The organism is Mesonia sp. K7 (genome assembly GCF_003233725.1).
Classification (GTDB): domain Bacteria; phylum Bacteroidota; class Bacteroidia; order Flavobacteriales; family Flavobacteriaceae; genus Mesonia.
Window position 1 is genome coordinate 72,444 of the sequence record NZ_QKQV01000003.1, and the last position, 22,377, is coordinate 94,820.

Here is a 22,377-nt window from a genome sequence, read left to right on the forward strand (position 1 = left end):
AGGATTTTTTTATGAAAACACCACCCTATTTACAAAAAGGAGATACCATAGCCATTGTTGCCACGGCTAGAAAAGTCAAAAAAGAAGAGTTGAAGCCTGCCATCAAACTGATGGAAAGTTGGGGTTTACAGCCTTTTATTGGTAAAAGTATCGGTTTGGAAAACCATCAATTTGCAGGAAGTGATTTAGATCGAGCAAATGATTTTCAAAAACAACTTGATGACCCGAAAATAAAAGCGATTTGGTGTGCTAAAGGCGGTTATGGAACGGTAAGAATGCTTGACCTACTAAATTTTTCCAATTTCCACAAACAACCTAAATGGATAGTTGGTTACAGTGATGTAACTGTTTTGCATAATCATATTCACAATTTAGGATATTGCAGTCTGCACGCCCAAATGTGCTTAGGGGTCGAAACTAAAACAGAACTTAGTCGAGAAACGCTTCGCAAATCACTTTTTGATGAAAGTTTTGGTTATACATTCCCAAAATCAAAACTTAATAAAACTGGAAAGGCCCAAGGTGAAATTATCGGCGGAAACCTTTCAGTACTTTATTCACTTTGCGGAAGTAAAACCAATTTAAAGACAGATGGAAAAATATTGTTTTTGGAAGATTTAGATGAATACCTCTATCATATCGACCGCATGATGCAAAACCTAAAACGAAACGGAATGCTAGAAAATCTTGCTGGGTTAATTGTTGGGGGAATGTCTGAAATGAACGACAACAACATTCCTTTCGGGAAAACAGCCAAAGAAATTATCTCCGAAACCGTTGCCGAATATGATTTCCCTGTGGCTTTTAACTTTCCGGCAGGACATATCAAGAACAATCAAACCATTATATTGGGCAAAAAAATCACCTTAACGGTAGACAAAAACGAGAGCACTGTAAATTATAGCTGATGGCACAACACAACGAACTCGGAAACAAAGGAGAACAATTGGCGGTTGATTTTTTAATCGACAAAGGCTATCAAATTCTTGAGCGTAATTTTCGTTACCAAAAAGCTGAAATCGATATTATTGCTCAAAAAGCTGATATAATTTGTGCCGTCGAAGTAAAAACCAGAAGTACTTCTTCTTTTGGTAATCCGCAAGATTTTGTCAAACCCAAGCAAATACAACAATTGGTCAAAGCACTCGATTTTTATATTATCAATAATGACTTAGATGTCGAAGTGCGTTTTGATATTATTGCGATTGTTCAAAACAAATCGGGCTCCAAAATAGAACATCTCGAAGACGCTTTTTTACATTTCTAAACTTCAACTGTTTGTTTAGCAAAAGGCTGTAAAGCCTGTAATGCTTTACTTATCGAACTAATTTTATCAAATGTAATCAACAATCGTAAACCATTACGGGTTTGCTTTTCTTTGATTTGGCATTTCGAACTGTTTTGTTGGAAGTATTGCAACACTTTCGTGAATTTTTTTGACTGGTAAAACTCCGAGTTTTGGTCAGCAATAAAATAACCGACCAGCTTATTCTTTTTCATTACCAATCGTTCTATTCCCATATCGGAAGCAATCCACTTGATGCGAACACTGTTCAATAAGTCTTCCGCTTCGGTAGGGAGTTTACCAAAACGATCTACCAATTCACGCTCGTATTTCTGTAACTCATCTTCAGTAGTAATTTCGTTGAGCTTGGTATATAAATTCAATCGCTCGGTAATGCTATTGATATAGTCGTCAGGAAAAAGAATCTCAAAGTCGGTATCGATTTGGGTTTCTTTTACAAAAACTTTTTCCGTCGTAGCGGAATCATTTTCGTACAACTCTTTAAACTCATTTTCTTTAAGCTCTTCAATTGCTTCATTCAGAATTTTTTGATAGGTTTCAAAGCCAATCTCATTGATAAACCCACTTTGTTCACCTCCTAATAAATCCCCAGCCCCACGAATTTCAAGATCTTTCATCGCAATATTAAATCCGCTACCCAATTCTGAGAATTGTTCAATCGCCTGGATTCTTTTTCTGGCATCTTCGGTCATCACCGAAACAGGTGGAGTAATAAAATAACAAAAGGCTTTTTTATTACTTCGTCCCACACGACCTCGCATTTGGTGTAAATCAGACAAGCCAAAATTATTGGCATTATTAATAAAAATAGTATTGGCATTAGGCACATCTAAACCACTTTCGACAATGGTTGTACTCACCAAAACATCAAACTCACCATTCATAAAGCTCAACATTATCTTCTCGAGGTTTTTACCCTCCATTTGGCCGTGACCAATTCCTACTTTAGCATCGGGAACTAATCGTTGGATAAGTCCTGCAACCTCTTTGATATTTTCGATACGGTTATGAATAAAAAATACTTGTCCGCCCCGCTGAATTTCATACGAAATGGCATCGCGTATGGTCTCTTCCGAAAACTGAACCACATTGGTTTCGATAGGGTAACGATTGGGCGGTGGCGTAGTAATGGTCGATAAATCTCTGGCAGCCATCAAACTAAATTGTAGAGTTCGTGGGATTGGCGTTGCCGTAAGCGTAAGCGTATCTACGTTTTCTTTGATGGTTTTGAGTTTGTCTTTAACCGCTACTCCAAATTTTTGTTCTTCATCGATAATCAATAAGCCTAAATCTTTAAACACCACATTTTTATTGACCAGTTGATGTGTCCCTATGACGATATCTACTTTTCCAGCTTCGAGATTTTCTAATACCAATCGTTTTTCTTTAGCGGTTCTAAATCGGTTTAAATAATCTACGACTACAGGAAAATCTTTAAGTCTTTCGCTAAAGGTTTTAAAATGCTGAAAAGCCAAAATAGTTGTTGGCACTAAAACAGCTACTTGTTTGCCGTTGTCTACCGCCTTAAAAGCTGCACGCAGTGCAATTTCGGTTTTACCGAAACCAACATCTCCACAAATAAGTCTATCCATAGGTTGTTCGCTTTCCATATCCTTTTTTACTGCTTCGGTTGCAGTAACTTGATCTGGTGTGTCTTCATACATAAACGAAGCTTCGAGCTCGTGTTGCATAAACGTATCTGGACCAAAAGCGTGACCTTTTTCCAGCTTTCTTTTTGCATAAAGTTTGATGAGGTTAAAAGCGATATTTTTAACTCTGGTTTTGGTTTTTTGTTTAAGGTTTTTCCAGGCGTTACTGCCTAATTTATAGATTTTAGGAGGCTTACCGTCTTTTCCGTTGTATTTGGTAATTTTATGTAACGAGTGAATGCTTAGGTATAAAATATCACGTTCGCCATAAATAAGTTTGATAGCTTCTTGTTGTTTGCCTTCGACATCTATTTTCTGGAGTCCGCCAAATTTACCAATACCGTGATCAATATGTGTTACATAATCGCCAATTTCGAGGTTAGTAAGCTCTTTTAAGGTAATCGATTGTTTTTTGGCATACCCGTTTTTGAGATGAAATTTATGGTAGCGATCAAAAATCTGATGGTCGGTATAACCTGCTATTTTTAAATCGTCATCTATAAATCCTCTGTATAGAGAAGCAATTACAGTTTGATAATGTATCTCGTGCTCTTGATCATCGAAAATATCATGAAAACGTTGGGCTTGTTGCTCAGTAATACAAAAAATATAATTGGTATATCCTTTTTCGTGGTTTTCAATAAGATTTTGTATCAACAAATCGAAATGCTTATTGAACGAAGGCTGCGGTTTGGTCTGAAAAATAATTTCTTTATCGGATAGAAAATGAGTTTGATTGCTTAGTTCTAGCAATTTGTATTTCTCTATATCTTTAAGAAACTGTAAAGCATTTACAAATAAGTCTTGAGGCGATTTTTGAGCGATTTCTCCGTCAAGTTTTTTAAAACTTTCTTCTGCTTTTTCGAAAAGTTTATCGAATTGTGCCTGATGTAATGCTAGGTTTTGTGCAAATACAACCGTTTGATCCGAAATGTAATTGAGAAACGTTTCTCGAATCTCTTCGAGATGTTTGTTTTCAAGGTTGGGAATAATCTGAACTTTTTTGTGCTTTTCGGTAGAAAGTTGGCTCTCGACATCAAAACTGCGTATACTTTCTATCTCGTCGCCAAAAAACTCAATCCGATAAGGCTCGTCATTACTGAAAGAGAAAACGTCTATAATTCCGCCTCTGAGCGAAAATTCGCCTGGTTCGGTCACAAAATCTACCCGTCTAAATTTGTACTCAAACAAAACCTCGTTGACAAAATCTACCGAAAGTTCGTGACCGACTTCAATCTTTAAGGTGTTTTTGTTGAGCTCTTTTTTGGTCACTACCTTCTCAAAAAGAGCGTCAGGATAAGTGACAATAAGCGATGGTTTTTTTCGGGAATTGATTCGGTTTAAAACCTCAGCTCTCAGTAGAATATTTGCATTATCGGTTTCTTCTATTTGGTAAGGCCTGCGATAACTTCCTGGGTAAAAAAGCACGTTTTTATCACCCAGTAAGTTTTCAAAATCGTTGAGATAATAAGCCGCTTCTTCTTTGTCGTTAAAAATCAACAAAAAGGGCTTTTCAACTGCATTAAAGGCATTGGCTATCACAAAAGATAACGACGAACCGACCAATCCTTTGAGTTGTGCTTTCGCGAAAGCTTTATCAGAATTGAGAAAGTTTTTTAATTCTTGATGCTGAAGGTTATGCTTATACTTCTCTACTATCGTCGAAAGACTCATACATGAATAAAGAAAATCTATTTTACTTCTTCAAAAACAATTTTTTTATCGGTTTTTGGAATCAAAGCAATATAGTAAGGTTGTGTCATTACCGAAGTTGCCAACCCATCTGGACTTGTTTTTTTATATTTTACGGTTATATTTTCACCTGTAACTACATTTTCAATAAAAATACTATGACCTCCAGAGCCTTTTACTTGATCGAATAAAGCGATGGCGTAGTTTTTACTAAAATCTATTTTTGTCTCTAATAAGTTTCCATCAACAGGATTTACTGTTCCCATTTTTCGAAGTAATTCATTCCATTGTAGCTCAGACTTTACAACAGTTTGCTGCGCTTCGATGCCTTCTTCACCACTTCCGTGCAAGTCTCCTTGGGAAATTAAAGCCATGTTTTCTTGACTAATCGCTTTTTCTTGTCCTTCAGATTTCTCTTGAGACATACTTTTTTTGTTGCTATTGCACGCTAAAGTAAGAATAGCTACTAAGGCAAGGATAACTTTTTTCATATCTTAATTGTTTTTTCTAGATCAAATATCGCAATTTTCTTGTTTTCTCTAAAATAATTGACTTAAAACCTCTAATGATTTTGGTTTTTTAAAGCCATGCAAATGTAACTCATAATAAGTTAAAAGTAGATTTAAAATGTCTTGTCTTTGTGATTGGTTGAGTTTGTATTGCTGCGCTGCTGAAAACTTTTTATTTAAATTATTCTTCACAAACAAAACTTCTTCACTTTCTAGGCAATATTTATTGTCTTTATAGTTTTGAAAAGTTCCGTCAATCATATTAAAAACGTTTCCTTGGTTATTGTGTGGATAAAAACCAAGATACCTGGTGAGTTCTAACAATAACCAAAGATGAAAATTTGAAAATTCTTTTGAAATGTCTAATTCTTGGAAAGATTCTTCTAAAAAAATAAACAGACTTTCGTTTTTTTCTTCTTCTTGAATGCAATTTTTAAGAATCTCGGCAATAAAAATTGTTATGGAAGATTTATAAATATGCGTATGTATTTGTTGGTAAGGATAATTTATTTTAGCTTCTTTGATGTACTCTAAACTTCCTTTATTTTTATGATTTGCTACCAATTCAAGTTGCGACAAAGGCTGAAACATCGATGCTTTTAATTTTCCTTTTTTGCTTTTTAAAATACTTCTGAGTAGATATGATTTTAAACCATCGGTTTGTGTAAAGCATTTTACAATGAGATCGGCTTCGCCATAGCGAATAGCATGAATCACAATTGCCTTGGTATGAACAAGCATCTATCTAATAATCATAATTTTTGTAATCTTGGTCTCCAACTGATCTTCTGAAGTAAGCATCACCATATAAACTCCAGAAGCAACTTTATGTCTCCCAAAAGCTGTCGTATCCCATTGTATGCTTCCACCTTGAGCGGTTACTTCATAAACCAAATTGCCCGTAATATCCGTAATTTTAACATTGGCTCCCTCGCGAAGGCCATCTATGGTAACCATACCTGTGTAATTAGGACGAACGGGGTTTGGGAAAGCTCTTACTTGCTCAAAGGTTTCATTCCCTGAAGTTGCTGTTCCGCGAAAAGCTACCAAACCATTTATTGTCCCGATATAAACTTTACCAGAAGCTTCATCAACCTCGATTGAAGAAACCGAATTCGACGGTAAAGGAGAGTTTTCTTTGGTAAACCTGTAAATAGTCTCTTGCCCGTTAGAAGAAAGGTAAAAAGCACCTGCATCGGTAGCAATCCATTTGTTATTGTTTCCGTCAACAGTAATATCTGAAATAGAAGCGTCACGCAATAACTCTTGTGGAACACCATCTTCATCGAGGATTACAATTTCGCTGGCACTTAAATTAGGATCATTAAACATGGCTGAAGGACCGTAAAGTACCCTCAAACCGCGAGAAGAACCTATCCAAAGTTGATTATTGTTATCTAAAGCCAAACTTCTCACATAAGTTTCTGGGATATTCTCTGTTACTTTTCCAAAAGTATTTGAGTTTGAATTATAACCAACAACTCCTTCTCTGTATGAGCCAAAAAAAACATTACCAATATTATCAACGACTAAGTCTGTAAAACCAAGGTTTGCACCATTAAAATCGGGTATTATTTCTGTAATATCAAAAAATTGAAAGCTTATACTTGAACTATTAAATTTGAATAAGCCGTTCTTTACCATAGAAATATTTCCCCAAAGGTTCCCTTGTCTATCAAAACCTATTCCGTTGATTCTTACATCACCTTGCACTATAACATCGCCATTAGAATCTACAGTCTCTGGCATTTGGGTATTAGTTTCATCATAAACCATAAGTAACTGCCCCTCTAAAATCTCTATCAAACCGTCATAAAAACAACTTAAAAAAACTTGGTTAGTATTGGCAGGATTAATGGCTATTCTAGATATTTCTTTTTTTTCGTCTAACTGCTTGTAATCTACATTTTGCCATTCTTCATTTTTGTAATGACTTACACCTCTTTGGTTTAGCGGATATGGGTTTAGAGTAATGTCATATTCTCCGTGAGTTATCCATAATTCATTCGGAATAGCCTTGGTATTGAATATTCTATTCATCACAGGGCCATCTGGACTTAAAAAACTATAAGGTTCTGTTCCTTCAGGGTTGTGTCTTAACAAACCAAGTGTAGAATCACCAATAAAAGTGGTTTGTAAATCAAAAATTGCCGTGTTGAAGCTTTCTTCGAAATCTGGGAAATTGTTTAAGTTAATGAAAGTACTTACTTGACTGTTATATACTTTTACTTTGTTAACTCCGCAGACGGTTAGAAAGCTCCCAGCAGATTTAAAACTTCGTACATTGGTGTTAAAATTTTCCACAAAAGTGAAAGCATTGCCATTGAACCTGCTAATGTTATTATCATCATCCACAACAATCATTTGGTTTTCTAGTGTAACAATTCCTTTGTAAAAAGTGTTTGGGTCTATGGTTTGCCAAACATTATAATCGATAAGATTTGGATTGTCTTTTTCTGCAGTTTTTATACCAAATTCTGTTGCAGTATAAATTCTACTTTGGTTAACTGTAATTTGGTTGACTTTAATCTGACTTGCATTATCACCAATAAAATAGGAGTCGCCAAACTCCAAGTTGTTAAGTCTAAAAACTGAGATTCCGTAGTTGGTAGCTATGTAAAGTAGATTTTCGTCTTCGTAGAAATGGTTAATCATCTTGTTTTCTGGCGTAATGGTTACTTTTTCTACAATATCAATAACCGTTAAAACAGATTTATCTTGAGGGTTGTAGATATCTATCAAACCACTTTCGTAACCCACAAAAAGTAAATTATAAGCCCTAGAGAAGTGAATTTTACTTATTTTTTCACTTGATAAACCCTGAATTGAAGAAATTTTTTCGGTTTGGTTAGAAATTTTTGAAAAACTAAATACCGAATTTTCTGCAGCCGCATATATTTTCTGTGACCCTAAGGAAACATCCTGGATATTATAATAAGAAAACATATCTTCCCATTGGGTAGAATAATCTTGAGAAATTCCCCAAAAAGGGAAGAAAACCAAAAGTAAAAGAAGTACTTTTTTCATCATTTCTATAACCGAAAAAAAAGGTTTTTATTGTTTAGCGTCAGCTCTGCTTATATAAAAAAAGCCGCATGAATTGCGGCTTTTCTTTTAAGAGTTTTATGTTTATACCACTCCTTGTGCCAACATTGCATCGGCTACTTTTACAAAACCTGCAATATTTGCTCCTCTTACGTAATCTACATAACCTTTTCCGTCGGCTCCGTATTTTACACAAGCTGCGTGGATATCTTTCATAATATTATATAACTTTTTATCTACTTCTTCCGCTGTCCAGTTGTAACGCATCGAGTTTTGAGACATTTCTAAACCAGAAGTTGCTACACCTCCAGCATTAGAGGCTTTCCCTGGAGAGAACAGAATTTTAGCTTTCTGGAAAACCATAACTGCTTCTGGAGTACAAGGCATATTCGCACCTTCTCCTACACATATACAACCATTTTTTACTAACTTTTTAGCATCAGCTTCTTGAAGTTCATTTTGGGTAGCACAAGGTAAGGCTACGTCACATTTTACTTCCCAAGGTGTTTTTCCTTCAAAGTATTTTGCGGTTTTATATTTGTCTGCATATTCTTTTATTCTTCCTCTTTTTTCGTTTTTCAACTTCATCACAAAAGCTAATTTCTTAGCGTCTATTCCTGCTTCATCGTAAATATAACCAGAAGAATCTGAGAAAGTCACTACTTTACCGCCTAATTGTATCACTTTTTCGGCAGCATACTGCGCAACGTTTCCTGAACCTGAAACAACAACTGTTTTTCCTTTAAAAGAATCACCTTTGGTCCCCAACATACTTTGTGCAAAATATACGTTACCGTAACCAGTTGCTTCCGGTCTAATCAAAGAACCTCCGTAAGTGATTCCTTTACCGGTTAAAATACCTGTAAACTCGTTTCTCAATCTTTTGTATTGACCAAACATGTAACCAACTTCTCTTGCTCCAACACCAATATCTCCTGCAGGAACATCGGTATTTGCACCAATATGTCTTTGGAGTTCAGTCATAAAACTTTGACAAAAACGCATCACTTCATTATCTGATTTCCCTTTAGGGTCAAAGTCAGAACCTCCTTTTCCACCACCCATTGGTAGAGTTGTTAAACTATTTTTGAAAACTTGTTCGAAAGCTAAAAACTTTAAGATACTCAAATTAACCGAAGGGTGGAAACGACAACCACCTTTATATGGTCCAATCGCAGAATTCATTTGAATTCTAAAACCTCTATTGATTTGTGTATTGCCTTTATCATCAATCCAAGGCACTCTAAACATAATCACTCTCTCTGGTTCTACCATTCGCTCCAGAAGCATTTTGTTTTGGTACTTTTTGTTTTCTTCTATAAAAGGAATAATGGTCTCTGCTACTTCGTGAACTGCCTGCATGAACTCTGGTTCATTGGCATTTCTGATAGCAACTTTATCTAAAAAGTCTTTTACGCTTTTTTTCATAATAGTTTAAAAAATAAAAGTTGTTTTTTCGTGTTGCAAATATAAACTAACTTTCGTTGAAAGCGTTTTATTTTAGAAATAATATTTTCTAATCGCTTTATAACTAAAGTGCTATCTTACCCTATAGCTTGCTTCAAGTCATCAATCAAATCATCGATATCTTCAATTCCTACACTTAAGCGGATAAGCGAATCAACCACACCTGTTTTTTCCCTTTCTTCTTTCGGAATGGATGCATGCGTCATCGAAGCTGGGTGTCCAGCTAAAGATTCTACACCACCCAGTGATTCTGCTAAGGTAAAAACTTTGATTTTTTCCACAATTTTTACGGCAGAATCCAATGTTCCTTCTTTGGTTGTGAAAGAGAGCATTCCTCCAAAATCCTTCATTTGTGTGGCAGCAACATCACGGTTGGGGTGGTTTTCTAATCCTGGCCAATATACTTTATCAATTTTTGGATGCTGATCTAAAAACTCAGCAATCGCCTTACCATTTTCACAATGACGTTGCATTCTAACATGCAGTGTTTTTATTCCGCGTAAAGCGAGAAAACTATCTTGCGGACCAGCAATTGCACCACTTGCATTTTGTATGAAATACAACTTTTCTGCAAGTGCTTGGTCTTTTACCGCCAAAAGTCCCATCACGACATCACTATGACCTGCGATATATTTGGTCGCACTGTGCATCACGATATCGGCACCCAAATCTATAGGCTGTTGCAAATAAGGTGTTGCGAAGGTGTTGTCTACCGCCAAAAGTAAATTGTGCTTTTTTGTAATCGAAGCTATTTTTTTGATGTCAATGATATTCATCATCGGGTTAGTTGGGGTTTCTACCCAAACCATTTTTGTGTTATCGTTGATGTATTGCTCGATATGTTCGGCATTGTTCATCCCTACAAAATGGAATTTTAGCCCAAAATCTTCGAAAATCTTGGTGAAAAGTCGGTAAGTTCCGCCGTATAAATCGTTGGTAGAAATAATTTCATCGCCAGGTTTAAACAATTTTAAAATAGCATCGATTGCTGCCAAGCCCGAGCCAAAAGCCAAACCATGATTTCCGTTTTCTAAACTTGCAATTGCATTTTCTAAAGCGGTTCTCGTTGGGTTGGCACTTCTAGAGTACTCAAAACCTTTATGCCCACCAGGTGTTTTCTGGTGATAGGTCGATGTTTGATAAATTGGTGGCATCACTGCTCCGTATGCAGGATCTATATTTTCTTGTCCGCCGTGTATTGCTTTGGTATTAAATTTCATAGTATTTTATTTTTTACAAATGTATGATACGATTTGTGCAATCACAAAATACAACTTACCTTTAGTTTTTACTTAACTAAATAACGCAATGAAAAAACTTATCCCTTTATCGCTTTTTTTCTTGTTTTTGATGGCATGTAAAAACGATCCCAAGCAAGAAAATACGAAAGAAGAAATCACCACAACGGATTTAGTTACCGAAAAAGTAATGAAAAGAAGCACTGATTATACCAATTGTGAAGCTGTAAAATGCCCAAGCATAGATGTTGCTTATTATAATTTTAAGGGAACTGAAAATACTGAAGCACTTAACCAACGAAACCAAGCGTTTTTGGCAAAAGTTATCTACACAAATCAGGAAACGGGAGAATCGCCCGAAACCATTGATGAGGCAATAGATAAATTTATAAACGATTACCACAAGTTTAAACAGGATTTTCCGGAGTCATCTGCAGAATATGAGCTGATGATTGATCAGCACCTCAAGGAAGAAAACAAAAATAAATTGGTCATCGAAACCAAATCTTACACCTATATGGGTGGAGCGCACGGATATGGTGCAACACATTTTAGCACTTTCGATAAAAAAGACGGCCATTTTATAGAGAAGGAAGAAATGATTACCGATATCCAAGGTTTTACCCGCGAAATCGAAAATATTTTTAGAAAGAAAAAGGGCATCAGCCCGAAAGAAAGCCTAAATGCCCGTGGTTATTTTTTTGAAGACGATCAGTTTGTCTTGCCCGAAAATATGGCAATTACCAAAGACAGTGTTCATTTAATGTACAATCCATACGAAATTGCAGCTTACGCGGAAGGACAAATAAAAATGGTAGTGCCAACTGCACAGCTTCAAAAGTTTTTGAAAAATGAAGAATAAAGTCTATCATCTCTCTACTTGCGATACTTGTAAACGCATTTTAAATGAAGTGAGTTTGCCTGAAAACACGACACTCCAAAACATCAAAGAGCAACCAATTTCAGAGAAAGAATTAGAAGAATTGCATCAACTTGCTGGAAGTTACGAAAGTCTTTTTAATAAACGAGCACAGCTTTATAAGCAGCGAGATTTAAAAAACAAGAATCTTTCTGAAAAAGATTATAAAGACCTTATTCTAGAACACTACACATTTCTAAAAAGACCTGTTTTTGTGGTAAAAAATCAAGCCTTTATAGGAAACAGCAAGAAAACGGTTGCATCTTTAAAAGAAAATTTATAATTCTAAATCCTGCGGTTTTTTACCAAATTTTCTCGTGTCTTCTTTGGTGAGCACTCTAAAATCTGTTGTCTTAGATAAACCTTGAAGGTTTTTGAGCAAGTGTTCTGGTAAAATGGTGATTTTTCGAGTTTTTAAATCGATCCATGTTCCTAACATTTCGCAACTTGCACAATGTTTTCCGTCTTCGGTGTAGAAGTTGTGCGAAAATTCAAAAAACATCCCGTCTTCAGACAAACCCTTTAATTCTAAGGTAACCGTTATCGGTTTCCCTGGAAAAATTTCTTTGAAATAATAAATGTGCTCGTAAAAGACTACGGGACCAATGTTGTATTTTTTAAGTTCGTCTTGACCAAAACCGTTTTGTAATAAAAAAGACATTCGGGTGTGGCTCATAAAATTGAGGTAAGCCGAATTTGCCAAATGACGATTGGCATCGATATCACTCCAACGAATTTCAAACTTTTTTTTGTACATGCTCTTATTTATTATGCGTGCATAAAATTACAAAAATAAATTCAACTCGCTTAAAAATTGTTTTTCATTACCTTTGCCTTTTTAAAAACAGCCTATGATTTTATCGATGACAGGTTTTGGAAAAGCCGTAAAAACCTTACCCGAAAACAAAATTACGATAGAAATAAAATCTTTAAACAGTAAGAGTTTAGATTTAAACACCCGTATTCCGTCGCAATACCGCGAAAAAGAACTGAGCATGAGACAGTTTATCGCACAGAAATTACAACGTGGGAAAATAGATTTAAACCTGTATATAGAATCTACGGGCGAAAACACCTCAGCAAGTGTCAACGAAGCGGTAGTAAAAACTTACATCAAACAACTTCAGAATATTTCAAATCATTCCAGCGAAAGCGAGCTGATGGCGATTGCCATGCGACTGCCAGACACCTTAAAAACCGAGCGTGAAGAAATAGATGAAGGTCAGTATAAAGAAATAGAAGCTACGATTTCCGAGGCTACAGAAAGTCTTTTGCAGCACCGTAAAGACGAAGGCGCTGTCTTGGAAAAAGAGTTTTTATTACGCATTACCAACCTCAAAAAACTCTTGGAAGATGTCGTTGAGATTGATCCCGAGCGAATTATCGCTGTACGCGAAAGGTTAGAAAAGGGCATTGCAGAAATCAAAGAAAATGTAGATGAAAATCGTTTTGAGCAAGAACTCATTTTCTACATCGAAAAATACGATATCACCGAAGAAAAAATAAGGTTGGGCAATCATTTAGCATACTTTTTAGAAACTATGAAAACTGAGACTCCAAATGGAAAAAAACTAGGTTTTATCGGTCAAGAAATTGGTCGTGAAATCAACACCATTGGAAGCAAGTCTAATTATGCCCCGATGCAAAAACTCGTCGTACAGATGAAAGACGAGCTTGAAAAAATAAAAGAACAATTACTAAACGTATTGTAATGATAGAAGGTAAACTTATTGTGTTTTCTGCTCCCTCTGGTTCAGGAAAAACAACCATTGTAAAACATTTACTCAACCAAGAAGACCTCAATTTAGAATTCTCTATTTCGGCGACTTCACGTGCTCCACGAGGTGACGAACAACACGGTAAAGAATACTATTTTATGAGTGCCGAAGAGTTTAAAAAACACATCAAAAATGATGATTTTTTAGAATGGGAGGAAGTCTATCGCGACAATTTTTATGGCACCTTAAAAAAAGAAGTCTATCGCATTTGGGAAAGTGGGAAACACGTTGTTTTTGATATTGACGTAGTTGGTGGATTGGACATTAAAAAATTATATCCCGAAAGGACCTTAGCGGTTTTTGTAAAACCACCAAGCATCGAAGAACTAAAAATTAGACTTAAAAAGCGAAAAACAGAAAGTGAAGACCGTATCAATATGCGGATTGCCAAAGCCTCGATAGAGTTGGCAACAGCGCCACAATTTGATTATATTATCGAAAACAATAACCTGAAAGAAGCTTTAGACGAATCGTATCGATTGGTAAAAAACTACCTCAATAACTAGCAGATGAAAAAGAAAGTGGCTCTTTTTTTTGGCACCTTCAACCCGATACATATTGGGCATTTGGCTATTGCCAATCATATTGCAGAGTTTGGTGATGTAGATGAAGTTTGGATGGTGGTCACGCCACATAATCCGCATAAAAAAAAGAAAACATTGCTAGATGACTACCAACGTCTCGAAATAGTACATCTGGCAACACAAGATTATACCAAACTCAAACCCAGTGACATTGAGTTTGGTTTACCACAACCCAATTATACGGTAAATACGTTGGTGCATCTGGAAGAAAAATACCCCGATTATCATTTTGTTTTGGTGATGGGCGAAGACAATTTACAAAGCTTTAAAAAATGGAAAAACTACGAGGTGATTCTTCAAAACCAAGAATTGTTGGTTTATCCTCGTGTATATGCCCAAAAAACTACTCCAGAACTTGCTACGCATCCCAAAGTAAAAATGATTGCTGCTCCCATTATGGAAATTTCCTCTACCTTTATTCGCAAGGCCATTAAAGAAAAGAAAAATATCAAACCTTTATTACCCAAAGAAGTTTGGGAATATATCGACAAAATGGGGTTTTATGAGTGAATTTTTATTATGACAAAACTCACTCTCTGGTTATAACATCATTCAAGCCTACCCCTACACCATATGCCTTAAAGAAGTTATTCTCTTGAGGTACTATAACATAGATTTTTTTTGTTTTAAAATTATAAAAAAAGTCTGTCGCTGTAATTTCTTCTAGCTTTTTCTCACCTAAGATAGGTATATTTTCACCAAATATAGAAATATCAGAAAAAGTCAACTCATCATATGGAGATGGAACAATAATATACTCTACTCTGTCAGAGTTTTCTGTCAATTTTTTTTGTTTCTTTAAGTGATTTAAAATTATCTCTGACTCTTTTCCTCTTAAATGAAAACTTTTTACTTTAATTAGGTTATCTTCATCAACTCTAGCAATATAATCCCTTATATAATTTTTAGAATCATTTAAATCAAACAAAACCAATATTGTATCGTTATACTTATACTCCTTGATTATTGAGGAATCATAGCTTTTAACCATAAAAACATCTTTGTCTGTATTCTTTAAAGAATCACATGACTGTAAAATTGTTCCTAAAAATAAAATGATAAAGTATTTATTGATAATCATTAAAGGTAATTTTTAGGTTTATTCTCTTCTAACCACTTTTTTGAATCCCCGAGCTATTGCGAGTTTGCAACTCGTGTCCTACTCATACATTTTTAAATCTACATTCGGCACCCAACTCAGTCTAACACTAGCGGGATTAGAGTCATAATAAAATTTGTTTTCATCGCTAGCTCCATCATCTGAATTTCCAGAAGCATTATTATCATAAAATATAAAATAACCTCCTTAAGTATCTGACCCCATACCTACAATTACAACAAAATGATCTGTTACATTTATTTTAAACGAGAGGTAGCAATTGAATCTAGCCATTTACTGTTATAATCACATAAACACTTTTTGAAAACTTTTTTTCCTTGTGCAGATTCATGTGCTGTTGTTAGAGATTTTATTGAATCTTTTTTAATAGCTTTTGCAGTTAACTTTGCGAGACTATCTATGTATTTATAGTTCTGCATTCCTAATATAAAATCTGATCTATAGCTTTTATCTTCTACCAATATCTTCATTATCTCATCAGATTTATTAAAACCATGTTTTAAACAATCTTGGAAATAGGTAAACTTAAAATGGTCTCGTAAAAAATTATACTCTGCTTTAGTGGTTCTTGTAGTAGTTTTACAATTATACATAAATAGTATAATTATGAATAACAAAAAGTTTCTTTTCATCATTATCTAATTTAACACCCAAAAATCAATTTCTTGTGCAACATTAAAATAACATTTTGCAGCACATTTATTGCCGTCAAACATATCTGCATGACCACTTGCACCAAAATTAGCTTGTGGATCAGGTATCATGCTATAAATACCCTTTTTCCCGTTTAAAAGAGTGGGGAAGTTTTCTCCATCAGTTCCTCCATCAACAGAATTATATTTATAATGTTGTGGATTTGATGGTGAAATTCCAAAAGTTTTTTTCATCCACACATTTAAAGCCTTAGCGTTTAAAAAATAATATTTTCCATCAGCACCTTGAATTGTACCAGGATTTCCTGATGTACTTTGTATAAAGGGTATGTTAATTCCTGATTCATTTAAAGCAATAGAAACTTTTAATGCACAAGTATTATTTGTTTCAATTGGATAATCTAACCTAGCTTGCGCTACATCACCACCAACATAACTATATACATTATCGGCTCCTGTCATAAACGAACCGTCTTCGTTTCTTGGGTAACCATCATTGAAATCATTCCAACTAGGTAAATTTTGTTAAGGAAATGTTAAATTTGGATTTTCCCAATAATCCGCATCATAAAAAAAATCTTGACTTTCATCTTCTCTTGAAAACCAATTTTCATATTCACTAAAAGTTATCCCAGGATTTTCCGATATAAATTGCATGGCTTCTAGGGCGAAGGCTTGGGCTTCTGGTAAAACATCTCCATTTTCGTCTTTATTATCAGTAAGAAAGTTAATCACTTGCTGCATTGTTTCTCCTTCCATCTCAAAATTGATGTAATTATATAGAGGATGGTTGATATTCATATCCAACAATGCTATCAATACAGAAATCCTAATATCTATATTTTCGCTAAATTGTTTGATAGCTGTTAACTCGTTAGATACAGCACTTGTTCCTATTCCGCTTAGGGGTTGTCCATCGATAATTAATGTACCATCGGTTTGGCCATTATAGTTGCCATTACCACCTCCATTACTTGGTGGATCATTGCTGCCCGGATCTCCATTACCTGGATTATTATTCCCAGAACCGTCACCAGGTTCTCCATCTGAAGGCTCTCCTCCGTCTTCACCGCTTCCTCCTCCGATACTCACGGTATAACAACTTTCTACAAAATTTTGTGAAAAAGGGCCATTACATTTTGGCCCTCTTACATGAGGTTCCCCATTTGGGTTTCCTGAATAGGTATTAGAGCAGTATTGCACAAGTGAAAAGCTGCAAATAGTAATTGTAATGCTATTAATAGCCTGTGTTTCTGGCTCATATCTCCATATCTCCTCGCGTTCGAGACTATACTTTGTAATGGTCCCTTCAAAGTTTTCGGGATCAATCACAAAATTTCCTTCTGGGGTATAATTCAACTCATCTGCCATATATTCATCAGAAGGGGTATAGCGCATAATGTAACTGATGTAACCGTCTGTTGTTTCCATCAAAATCATGTTTTCTAAGTAGCCTGTTTCTTCAAAATGGGTATCAATCTCTAAAATATAATTGCTCACTCCATATTCATCCGTAATTTGTATGACTTCATCAGTAATCACGTTTTCTATCCCATAATAAGTTTCAACTGTTCTACCTAAAAAAATTGAAGAAGTGTTTTCTAAGTTTCCAAGGTTTGTCTTGATTTTATCGAAATCAGGAATTTCCTCCGATGTAATAATTTTGTATGAATGCTCTATGATAGCATCCTCTTTCTCTATTTCTATATCGGGTTCGCAACCCACCATTCCAACAAAAATTAAACAAAGTAGTAGCTTAAGCGTGTAGCGTGTAGCGTGTAGCGTGTAAATTTCATAATTAGCGATAAAGTATGTTAATGTTTTGCTAATAAATAAAATTTTATCGTCAAAAGCAAGTTTTAGGCAGTTAGATTATTGTTAAGTAATGGTTTAGCTTTAAAAGTATTGCTAAGAACATCTTTCTGAGCCAACTCTTTTTTTTAATCCTACCTCTCAATTTCCTGTAGCCAAAACAAAGTAAGCCATCTCTACTAGAAAACCTATGTAAAAGCCCTGAACACTTCTATTTCCAAGGTATTTATCCTTATACCAAGCCTATAGCTAACCCGATACTAACTCGATACTCCTTCGATGCTAGCTCGTACAAAGTCCCCATTTACGGGGGAACTACGGGTCAGCATCGAACCAGCAGCGGTCCAGCTATACTTGAACCCTACTCTTGATAGGGCGTTACTAGGGAGCTGTTGGGAAGGAACATGGGGGAATCTTAGCGAATGTATCACATAGGTGAAACCATTCAGTAGGCATCAAAAACCAAAATTTATTTTATCGCTTAACTTTATAAAAAAGATAAAATCACTATTACAAGAAAAGTGGAAGAAAGTATGCTGCAAATAAGCATTGGAATTAGAAAACCGCTTTACAAAATCCTTATAAAAGAATAGTAAAGCGGTTTTCAACTAAATAACCAACCAAAAAATCTATTACAATAACGGAGTATTTTCAGAATTAATTGTACAACAAAAATTATAATTTTGTTAAAATTTATAACTTCCTAAATTTCAGAAGAGTTACAAACCTAAAAAAGTCCATTTTTTTTGAATATTTTTGTAGTGATGAAACAACAAACAAAAATTGCCGTTTTTGGCGGCGGAAGTTGGGCAACAGCCATTACCAAAATGCTGTGCGAAAACACCGAAAAAGTGATTTGGTACATGCGAAATACCGATGCGATTGCCCATATACAAAAAGAAGAACACAACCCCAATTACCTAAGTTCGGTAGAGTTTGACGTAACGCAACTACAACTCACCAATAATATCAACGAAGCGGTAGAACAAGCAGATGTACTTATTTTTGCCATCCCTTCGGCATTTTTGAGCAGCGAATTGGAGAAACTTAGCGTCTCGCTCAAAGACAAGTTGGTTTTTAGTGCCATTAAGGGTATTGTCCCAGAAACCAGCCTCATTGTCGGCGAACATTTTCACGATGTGTACGAAATCCCATTTAAAAATATTGGCGTAATTACCGGTCCTTGTCACGCCGAAGAAGTCGCACTCGAACGGCTTTCTTACCTCACGATCGCTTGCGCGGATAAAGACAACGCAAAACTTTTAGCCACACATCTTGACAGCGAATACATCAACTGTAAAATTTCAGAAGACATTATCGGTACCGAATATGCGGCAATGCTTAAAAATATTTACGCCATTGCTGCCGGAATTGCCCATGGCTTGGGTTATGGTGACAATTTTCAAAGCGTATTGATGAGTAACGCTATTCGCGAAATGAAGCGCTATATCAAACGTATTTACAAGATGAAACGCAACATCAACGACTCCGCTTATTTGGGTGATTTGTTGGTGACCGGTTATTCGGTTTTTAGCCGTAATCGTATGTTCGGAAATATGATTGGGAAAGGTTATACCGTAAAAAGTGCCCAAATGGAAATGAGTATGATTGCCGAAGGTTATTATGCTGCCAAAAGTGCCTACGAAATCAACCAAAGTAAAGGGAAGAAAAAAGCGAAAACGCCTATTATCAATGCCGTTTATGAAATTCTATACGAAAAGAAAAACCCTAAAAAAGTCTTTAAAAAACTAACCGAAAAACTCAACTAACACTTGAAAAACCAAACCTTAAAAGGTATCATTTTGGTGGTTTTGGGAGCTGCCAGTTATGGCGTATTGACTACTTTCGTGAAATTGGCTTACCAAGATGGTTTTACTCCTTTTGAAGTCACTTTTGCACAGATGTTGCTCGGTTTGGTCACGCTATTTATCATCAATATTTTTTACAACCAAAAGAAGAAAAAGAAGCGACAAGTTTATGCGGGCAAAAATATTGTAAAACTTATTTTGTCTGGGACTTCATTGGGTTTAACCAGCATTTTTTATTACCTATCGGTACAATACATTTCGGTCTCCGCCGGAATTGTTTTGCTCATGCAAAGCGTTTGGATGGGAGTTCTTATCGAAAGTATACTGCTTAAAAAATTCCCCGAAAGTGTAAAAATTATTGCTGTAATTCTCATTTTGTTAGGAACAGTTCTAGCAAACAACGTCTTGACAGAAAATGTTGCTTTAGATATTTTGGGCGTTGTCTATGGTCTTATCGCAGCACTTTCGTATGCGATTACGATTTATGCTTCGAGCCAAATTGCAACCGAAATGCCATCGATCACACGTAGCAAATATATGCTCATCGGCGGATTTTTAATCGTAGCAATAGTCACTTTACCGTCGTTAGTCAAGTCGTTTGATTTGGGAGTTTTTTTATTATGGGGACCCATTTTAGCCTTTTTCGGCACCATTTTACCACCACTTCTTTTTACGGCGGGAATGCCAAAAATAAATGTTGGTTTGGGTGCAATTCTCTCTGCCATCGAATTGCCTGTTGCTGTTATCATGGCTTATTTTTTACTACAGGAAAAAGTAAGTCTTATACAATGGCTTGGAATTTTGATGATTCTTTTTTCGATTGTGTTGATGAATCTGAGAAAAGTAAAGTCTTAGTTTTATTCTGCCAAGATACCTTGCTCTCCTATCAAGGGAATTTTTTGGGTGCTACTTTCTTTAATCGTTCCCGCTTTGAAGATAAAATCTTTATGATACATTTTACTTCCGTGAAAGTAACTCACCGAGAACTGATTGTTGATGTTGATTAAATCATCGGTTAACATCTCAATTTTTGAAAAGGATTTGGCAGGCAAAACATCAATTTTATGGCGTATGGTTGATGATTTTTTGTCGTTCTTACTGCCTGTAGAAACAATAAGCACGGTTTCTATAGGTTCGTTATTATCATTGATTACGTAAGCATTCCATTCGTCTTCTTTAAAAGCAACATTGTAGGTATAAATTGCGGCGACAAAAACGCCTTTTACTTCTGGAATATCAATATCTTTTCGCATCTAAATCACCGATTTAAACTGATTTAAAAACCTTAAATCATTTTCATAAAACATTCTGATATCACTTATTTGATACAACAACATGGCAATACGTTCGATTCCCATCCCAAAAGCAAAACCCGAATAATCTTCAGGGTTGATGTTACAGTTTTTTAAGACATTTGGGTCTACCATTCCGCAGCCCATAATTTCTAACCATCCTGTTCCTTTGGTAATTCTATAATCGGTTTCGGTTTTGAGTCCCCAATAAATATCTACTTCAGCACTTGGCTCGGTAAACGGAAAATAAGAAGGTCTCAGTCTGATTTTAGACTTTCCGAAGAGTTGTTGCGTAAAATATTGCAAGGTTTGTTTTAAATCGGCAAAACTTACGTCTTTATCGATATACAAGCCTTCCACTTGATGGAAAATACAATGTGAACGTGCAGAAATGGCTTCATTTCTGAAAACACGGCCTGGAGAGATGGTACGAATTGGCGGTTTGTTTTCTTCCATATAACGTACTTGTACACTCGACGTATGCGTACGCAACAAAATATCTTCAGGATTGGTTTGGATAAAAAACGTGTCTTGCATATCTCGCGCCGGATGATATTCGGGCAAGTTCAAAGCTGTAAAGTTGTGCCAGTCGTCCTCGATTTCTGGACCTTCGGAAACGTTAAACCCAATGTTTGAAAAAATATCGATGATCTGATTTTTAACCATCGAAATTGGGTGTCTTGAACCTAAATTAATCTCTTCGCCTGGACGTGACAAATCACCATAAACTCCTTTTTCTTCTTGCTTATCCGATAAGGCATTTTTTAAAGCCTCTACTTTATTTTGTGCCGCAGTTTTGAGTTCGTTGATGGTTTGTCCAAACTCTTTTTTCTGTTCGTTGGGTACATTTTTAAATTCCGCAAAAAACGCATTTAGAATTCCCTTTTTACCAAGGTATTCTATCCTGAATTTTTCTACCTCTTCGGCAACATCGGTCTGGAAGTTTTCTACGTCTGCAATATGAGCTTTTATCTTGTCGATCATTGGGCTAAAAACATTAAAGGTGCAAATTTAAGAAAATTTGCACCTTTAAAAACCATTTTATAAGCTTATCTTATTGCTTTGCAAAAGTTGAAGAAAAACCATCTTCTTCAATGGTAAACTTATTGTTGTTGTTTGAAAAAATAACTTCTGTAGTAGTAGTTTCTCCTGCAAAAGTTGTTTGATAAGTTGTTCCTTGTGTCAACTCCCAAGTTCCTTCTGAAATTGTATCTACTTCACATTCATCATTTTCATTCAACATGTAATCCGTAGCAATAACCTCTCCGTTACTTTTAAATTGAACTGTAGTTTCTCCTTCACATTCTTCTAGAGGGAATTCTTGCCCTTCAAAAGAAATGCTTTCAAGCTCCCAAGTTCCAATGATTGGATCTTGACCTCCATCATCATCATTGCTACAGCTTACTAACGAAATGGATAAAATTAAACTCGCTAATACTAATAATTTTTTCATTTTAAATAATTTTAGGTTTTTATATAGATGCAATAATGAAAAAAGGTTGCGC

Annotated in this window: 23 protein-coding genes; 9 read left to right on the top strand and 14 right to left on the bottom strand. The window is 35.5% G+C overall.

Annotation, left to right across the window (positions count from 1 at the left end; all coding sequences use genetic code 11):
- Positions 1-11 precede the first annotated feature (11 nt).
- Positions 12-908: an LD-carboxypeptidase gene (locus DNG35_RS03070; protein WP_111126288.1), complete on the top strand. Its 897-nt coding sequence runs from the start codon at positions 12-14 to the stop codon at positions 906-908.
- Complete coding sequence (locus tag DNG35_RS03075; protein ID WP_111126289.1) at positions 908-1,267, top strand: YraN family protein; 360 nt, start codon at positions 908-910, stop codon at positions 1,265-1,267. The genes DNG35_RS03070 and DNG35_RS03075 overlap by 1 nt, the downstream gene beginning before the upstream one ends.
- Here DNG35_RS03075 and mfd read toward each other — a convergent pair.
- The 6 genes from mfd to DNG35_RS03105 form a co-directional block, all read right to left on the bottom strand.
- Positions 1,264-4,629 (bottom strand): transcription-repair coupling factor, encoded by a 3,366-nt coding sequence (gene mfd / locus DNG35_RS03080; RefSeq protein WP_111126290.1) that lies wholly within the window; start codon positions 4,627-4,629, stop codon positions 1,264-1,266. The genes DNG35_RS03075 and mfd overlap by 4 nt on opposite strands.
- A gap of 17 nt (positions 4,630-4,646) precedes the next feature.
- Positions 4,647-5,138, bottom strand: a complete 492-nt coding sequence (locus tag DNG35_RS03085) for a protease complex subunit PrcB family protein (protein ID WP_111126291.1) — start codon at positions 5,136-5,138, stop codon at positions 4,647-4,649.
- A gap of 48 nt (positions 5,139-5,186) precedes the next feature.
- On the bottom strand, positions 5,187-5,897 hold the full coding sequence (gene recO / locus DNG35_RS03090; RefSeq protein WP_111126292.1) for a DNA repair protein RecO: 711 nt from the start codon (positions 5,895-5,897) through the stop codon (positions 5,187-5,189).
- Complete coding sequence (locus DNG35_RS03095; RefSeq protein WP_158524864.1) at positions 5,898-8,183, bottom strand: two-component regulator propeller domain-containing protein; 2,286 nt, start codon at positions 8,181-8,183, stop codon at positions 5,898-5,900.
- A gap of 102 nt (positions 8,184-8,285) precedes the next feature.
- A complete protein-coding gene (gene gdhA, locus DNG35_RS03100; RefSeq protein WP_111126294.1) occupies positions 8,286-9,629 on the bottom strand; it encodes an NADP-specific glutamate dehydrogenase in 1,344 nt (447 codons plus the stop codon).
- Positions 9,630-9,745: 116 nt separating this feature from the next.
- Positions 9,746-10,888 carry a cystathionine gamma-synthase gene (locus DNG35_RS03105; protein ID WP_111126295.1) on the bottom strand — a complete coding sequence of 381 codons (1,143 nt, stop codon included), beginning with the start codon at positions 10,886-10,888 and terminating at the stop codon, positions 9,746-9,748.
- A gap of 88 nt (positions 10,889-10,976) precedes the next feature.
- On the opposite strand from DNG35_RS03105, the gene DNG35_RS03110 reads away from it, so the two are divergent.
- Both DNG35_RS03110 and DNG35_RS03115 read left to right on the top strand, forming a co-directional pair.
- Entirely contained in the window at positions 10,977-11,768 is a 792-nt protein-coding gene (locus DNG35_RS03110; protein WP_111126296.1) for a DUF3298 and DUF4163 domain-containing protein, read from the top strand.
- Complete coding sequence (locus DNG35_RS03115) at positions 11,758-12,108, top strand: arsenate reductase family protein (protein WP_111126297.1); 351 nt, start codon at positions 11,758-11,760, stop codon at positions 12,106-12,108. The genes DNG35_RS03110 and DNG35_RS03115 overlap by 11 nt, the downstream gene beginning before the upstream one ends.
- Here the strand turns inward: DNG35_RS03115 and DNG35_RS03120 are convergent.
- Positions 12,103-12,582 (bottom strand): thioesterase family protein, encoded by a 480-nt coding sequence (locus DNG35_RS03120; protein WP_111126298.1) that lies wholly within the window; start codon positions 12,580-12,582, stop codon positions 12,103-12,105. The two genes, DNG35_RS03115 and DNG35_RS03120, sit on opposite strands and share 6 nt — an antisense overlap.
- A gap of 94 nt (positions 12,583-12,676) precedes the next feature.
- On the opposite strand from DNG35_RS03120, the gene DNG35_RS03125 reads away from it, so the two are divergent.
- From DNG35_RS03125 to nadD, 3 genes are read left to right on the top strand one after another with little or no spacing between them, the layout of a single operon-like run.
- A complete protein-coding gene (locus DNG35_RS03125; RefSeq protein WP_111126299.1) occupies positions 12,677-13,537 on the top strand; it encodes a YicC/YloC family endoribonuclease in 861 nt (286 codons plus the stop codon).
- Complete coding sequence (gmk, locus tag DNG35_RS03130) at positions 13,537-14,109, top strand: guanylate kinase (RefSeq protein WP_111126300.1); 573 nt, start codon at positions 13,537-13,539, stop codon at positions 14,107-14,109. The genes DNG35_RS03125 and gmk overlap by 1 nt, the downstream gene beginning before the upstream one ends.
- Positions 14,110-14,112: 3 nt before the next feature.
- A complete protein-coding gene (gene nadD, locus DNG35_RS03135) occupies positions 14,113-14,697 on the top strand; it encodes a nicotinate (nicotinamide) nucleotide adenylyltransferase (RefSeq protein WP_111126301.1) in 585 nt (194 codons plus the stop codon).
- A gap of 19 nt (positions 14,698-14,716) precedes the next feature.
- Here nadD and DNG35_RS03140 read toward each other — a convergent pair whose 3' ends face one another.
- The 4 genes from DNG35_RS03140 to DNG35_RS03155 form a co-directional block, all read right to left on the bottom strand.
- Positions 14,717-15,268, bottom strand: a complete 552-nt coding sequence (locus tag DNG35_RS03140; RefSeq protein WP_111126302.1) for a hypothetical protein — start codon at positions 15,266-15,268, stop codon at positions 14,717-14,719.
- A 275-nt stretch (positions 15,269-15,543) separates the two neighbouring features.
- Entirely contained in the window at positions 15,544-15,939 is a 396-nt protein-coding gene (locus tag DNG35_RS03145; protein ID WP_146228826.1) for a hypothetical protein, read from the bottom strand.
- 6 nt (positions 15,940-15,945) lie between these two features.
- Positions 15,946-16,422: a T6SS effector amidase Tae4 family protein gene (locus DNG35_RS03150; protein ID WP_111126304.1), complete on the bottom strand. Its 477-nt coding sequence runs from the start codon at positions 16,420-16,422 to the stop codon at positions 15,946-15,948.
- 63 nt (positions 16,423-16,485) lie between these two features.
- Positions 16,486-17,688, bottom strand: a complete 1,203-nt coding sequence (locus DNG35_RS03155; protein WP_111126305.1) for a hypothetical protein — start codon at positions 17,686-17,688, stop codon at positions 16,486-16,488.
- An 848-nt stretch (positions 17,689-18,536) separates the two neighbouring features.
- Between DNG35_RS03155 and DNG35_RS03160 the strand changes: the two genes are divergently transcribed.
- Both DNG35_RS03160 and DNG35_RS03165 read left to right on the top strand, forming a co-directional pair.
- Positions 18,537-19,541, top strand: coding sequence for an NAD(P)H-dependent glycerol-3-phosphate dehydrogenase (locus DNG35_RS03160; protein ID WP_111126306.1), 1,005 nt, complete (start codon positions 18,537-18,539; stop codon positions 19,539-19,541).
- 3 nt (positions 19,542-19,544) lie between these two features.
- Positions 19,545-20,435: a DMT family transporter gene (locus DNG35_RS03165; protein WP_111126307.1), complete on the top strand. Its 891-nt coding sequence runs from the start codon at positions 19,545-19,547 to the stop codon at positions 20,433-20,435.
- Between the two features lie 2 nt (positions 20,436-20,437).
- Here DNG35_RS03165 and DNG35_RS03170 read toward each other — a convergent pair whose 3' ends face one another.
- The 3 genes from DNG35_RS03170 to DNG35_RS03180 all read right to left on the bottom strand — a co-directional run bounded on the left by DNG35_RS03170 (position 20,438) and on the right by DNG35_RS03180 (position 22,325).
- Positions 20,438-20,833, bottom strand: coding sequence for a hypothetical protein (locus DNG35_RS03170; RefSeq protein WP_111126308.1), 396 nt, complete (start codon positions 20,831-20,833; stop codon positions 20,438-20,440).
- Positions 20,834-21,856 carry a phenylalanine--tRNA ligase subunit alpha gene (pheS, locus tag DNG35_RS03175; RefSeq protein ID WP_111126309.1) on the bottom strand — a complete coding sequence of 341 codons (1,023 nt, stop codon included), beginning with the start codon at positions 21,854-21,856 and terminating at the stop codon, positions 20,834-20,836.
- Between the two features lie 70 nt (positions 21,857-21,926).
- The gene (locus tag DNG35_RS03180) at positions 21,927-22,325 is read right to left on the bottom strand and encodes a lipocalin family protein (protein WP_111126310.1); all 399 of its coding nucleotides are present in this window, start codon (positions 22,323-22,325) and stop codon (positions 21,927-21,929) included.
- Positions 22,326-22,377: the final 52 nt, after the last annotated feature.

What these genes read in the sequence shown, in the direction of transcription:
- DNG35_RS03070 (WP_111126288.1), top strand. Translation starts at nt 12, where the DNA reads ATGAAAACACCACCCTATTTACAAAAAGGAGATACCATAGCCATTGTT.
- DNG35_RS03075 (WP_111126289.1), top strand. Translation starts at nt 908, where the DNA reads ATGGCACAACACAACGAACTCGGAAACAAAGGAGAACAATTGGCGGTT.
- mfd (WP_111126290.1), bottom strand. Translation starts at nt 4,629, where the DNA reads ATGAGTCTTTCGACGATAGTAGAGAAGTATAAGCATAACCTTCAGCAT.
- DNG35_RS03085 (WP_111126291.1), bottom strand. Translation starts at nt 5,138, where the DNA reads ATGAAAAAAGTTATCCTTGCCTTAGTAGCTATTCTTACTTTAGCGTGC.
- recO (WP_111126292.1), bottom strand. Translation starts at nt 5,897, where the DNA reads ATGCTTGTTCATACCAAGGCAATTGTGATTCATGCTATTCGCTATGGC.
- DNG35_RS03095 (WP_158524864.1), bottom strand. Translation starts at nt 8,183, where the DNA reads ATGAAAAAAGTACTTCTTTTACTTTTGGTTTTCTTCCCTTTTTGGGGA.
- gdhA (WP_111126294.1), bottom strand. Translation starts at nt 9,629, where the DNA reads ATGAAAAAAAGCGTAAAAGACTTTTTAGATAAAGTTGCTATCAGAAAT.
- DNG35_RS03105 (WP_111126295.1), bottom strand. Translation starts at nt 10,888, where the DNA reads ATGAAATTTAATACCAAAGCAATACACGGCGGACAAGAAAATATAGAT.
- DNG35_RS03110 (WP_111126296.1), top strand. Translation starts at nt 10,977, where the DNA reads ATGAAAAAACTTATCCCTTTATCGCTTTTTTTCTTGTTTTTGATGGCA.
- DNG35_RS03115 (WP_111126297.1), top strand. Translation starts at nt 11,758, where the DNA reads ATGAAGAATAAAGTCTATCATCTCTCTACTTGCGATACTTGTAAACGC.
- DNG35_RS03120 (WP_111126298.1), bottom strand. Translation starts at nt 12,582, where the DNA reads ATGTACAAAAAAAAGTTTGAAATTCGTTGGAGTGATATCGATGCCAAT.
- DNG35_RS03125 (WP_111126299.1), top strand. Translation starts at nt 12,677, where the DNA reads ATGATTTTATCGATGACAGGTTTTGGAAAAGCCGTAAAAACCTTACCC.
- gmk (WP_111126300.1), top strand. Translation starts at nt 13,537, where the DNA reads ATGATAGAAGGTAAACTTATTGTGTTTTCTGCTCCCTCTGGTTCAGGA.
- nadD (WP_111126301.1), top strand. Translation starts at nt 14,113, where the DNA reads ATGAAAAAGAAAGTGGCTCTTTTTTTTGGCACCTTCAACCCGATACAT.
- DNG35_RS03140 (WP_111126302.1), bottom strand. Translation starts at nt 15,268, where the DNA reads ATGATTATCAATAAATACTTTATCATTTTATTTTTAGGAACAATTTTA.
- DNG35_RS03145 (WP_146228826.1), bottom strand. Translation starts at nt 15,939, where the DNA reads ATGAAAAGAAACTTTTTGTTATTCATAATTATACTATTTATGTATAAT.
- DNG35_RS03150 (WP_111126304.1), bottom strand. Translation starts at nt 16,422, where the DNA reads ATGACAGGAGCCGATAATGTATATAGTTATGTTGGTGGTGATGTAGCG.
- DNG35_RS03155 (WP_111126305.1), bottom strand. Translation starts at nt 17,688, where the DNA reads ATGGTGGGTTGCGAACCCGATATAGAAATAGAGAAAGAGGATGCTATC.
- DNG35_RS03160 (WP_111126306.1), top strand. Translation starts at nt 18,537, where the DNA reads ATGAAACAACAAACAAAAATTGCCGTTTTTGGCGGCGGAAGTTGGGCA.
- DNG35_RS03170 (WP_111126308.1), bottom strand. Translation starts at nt 20,833, where the DNA reads ATGCGAAAAGATATTGATATTCCAGAAGTAAAAGGCGTTTTTGTCGCC.
- pheS (WP_111126309.1), bottom strand. Translation starts at nt 21,856, where the DNA reads ATGATCGACAAGATAAAAGCTCATATTGCAGACGTAGAAAACTTCCAG.
- DNG35_RS03180 (WP_111126310.1), bottom strand. Translation starts at nt 22,325, where the DNA reads ATGAAAAAATTATTAGTATTAGCGAGTTTAATTTTATCCATTTCGTTA.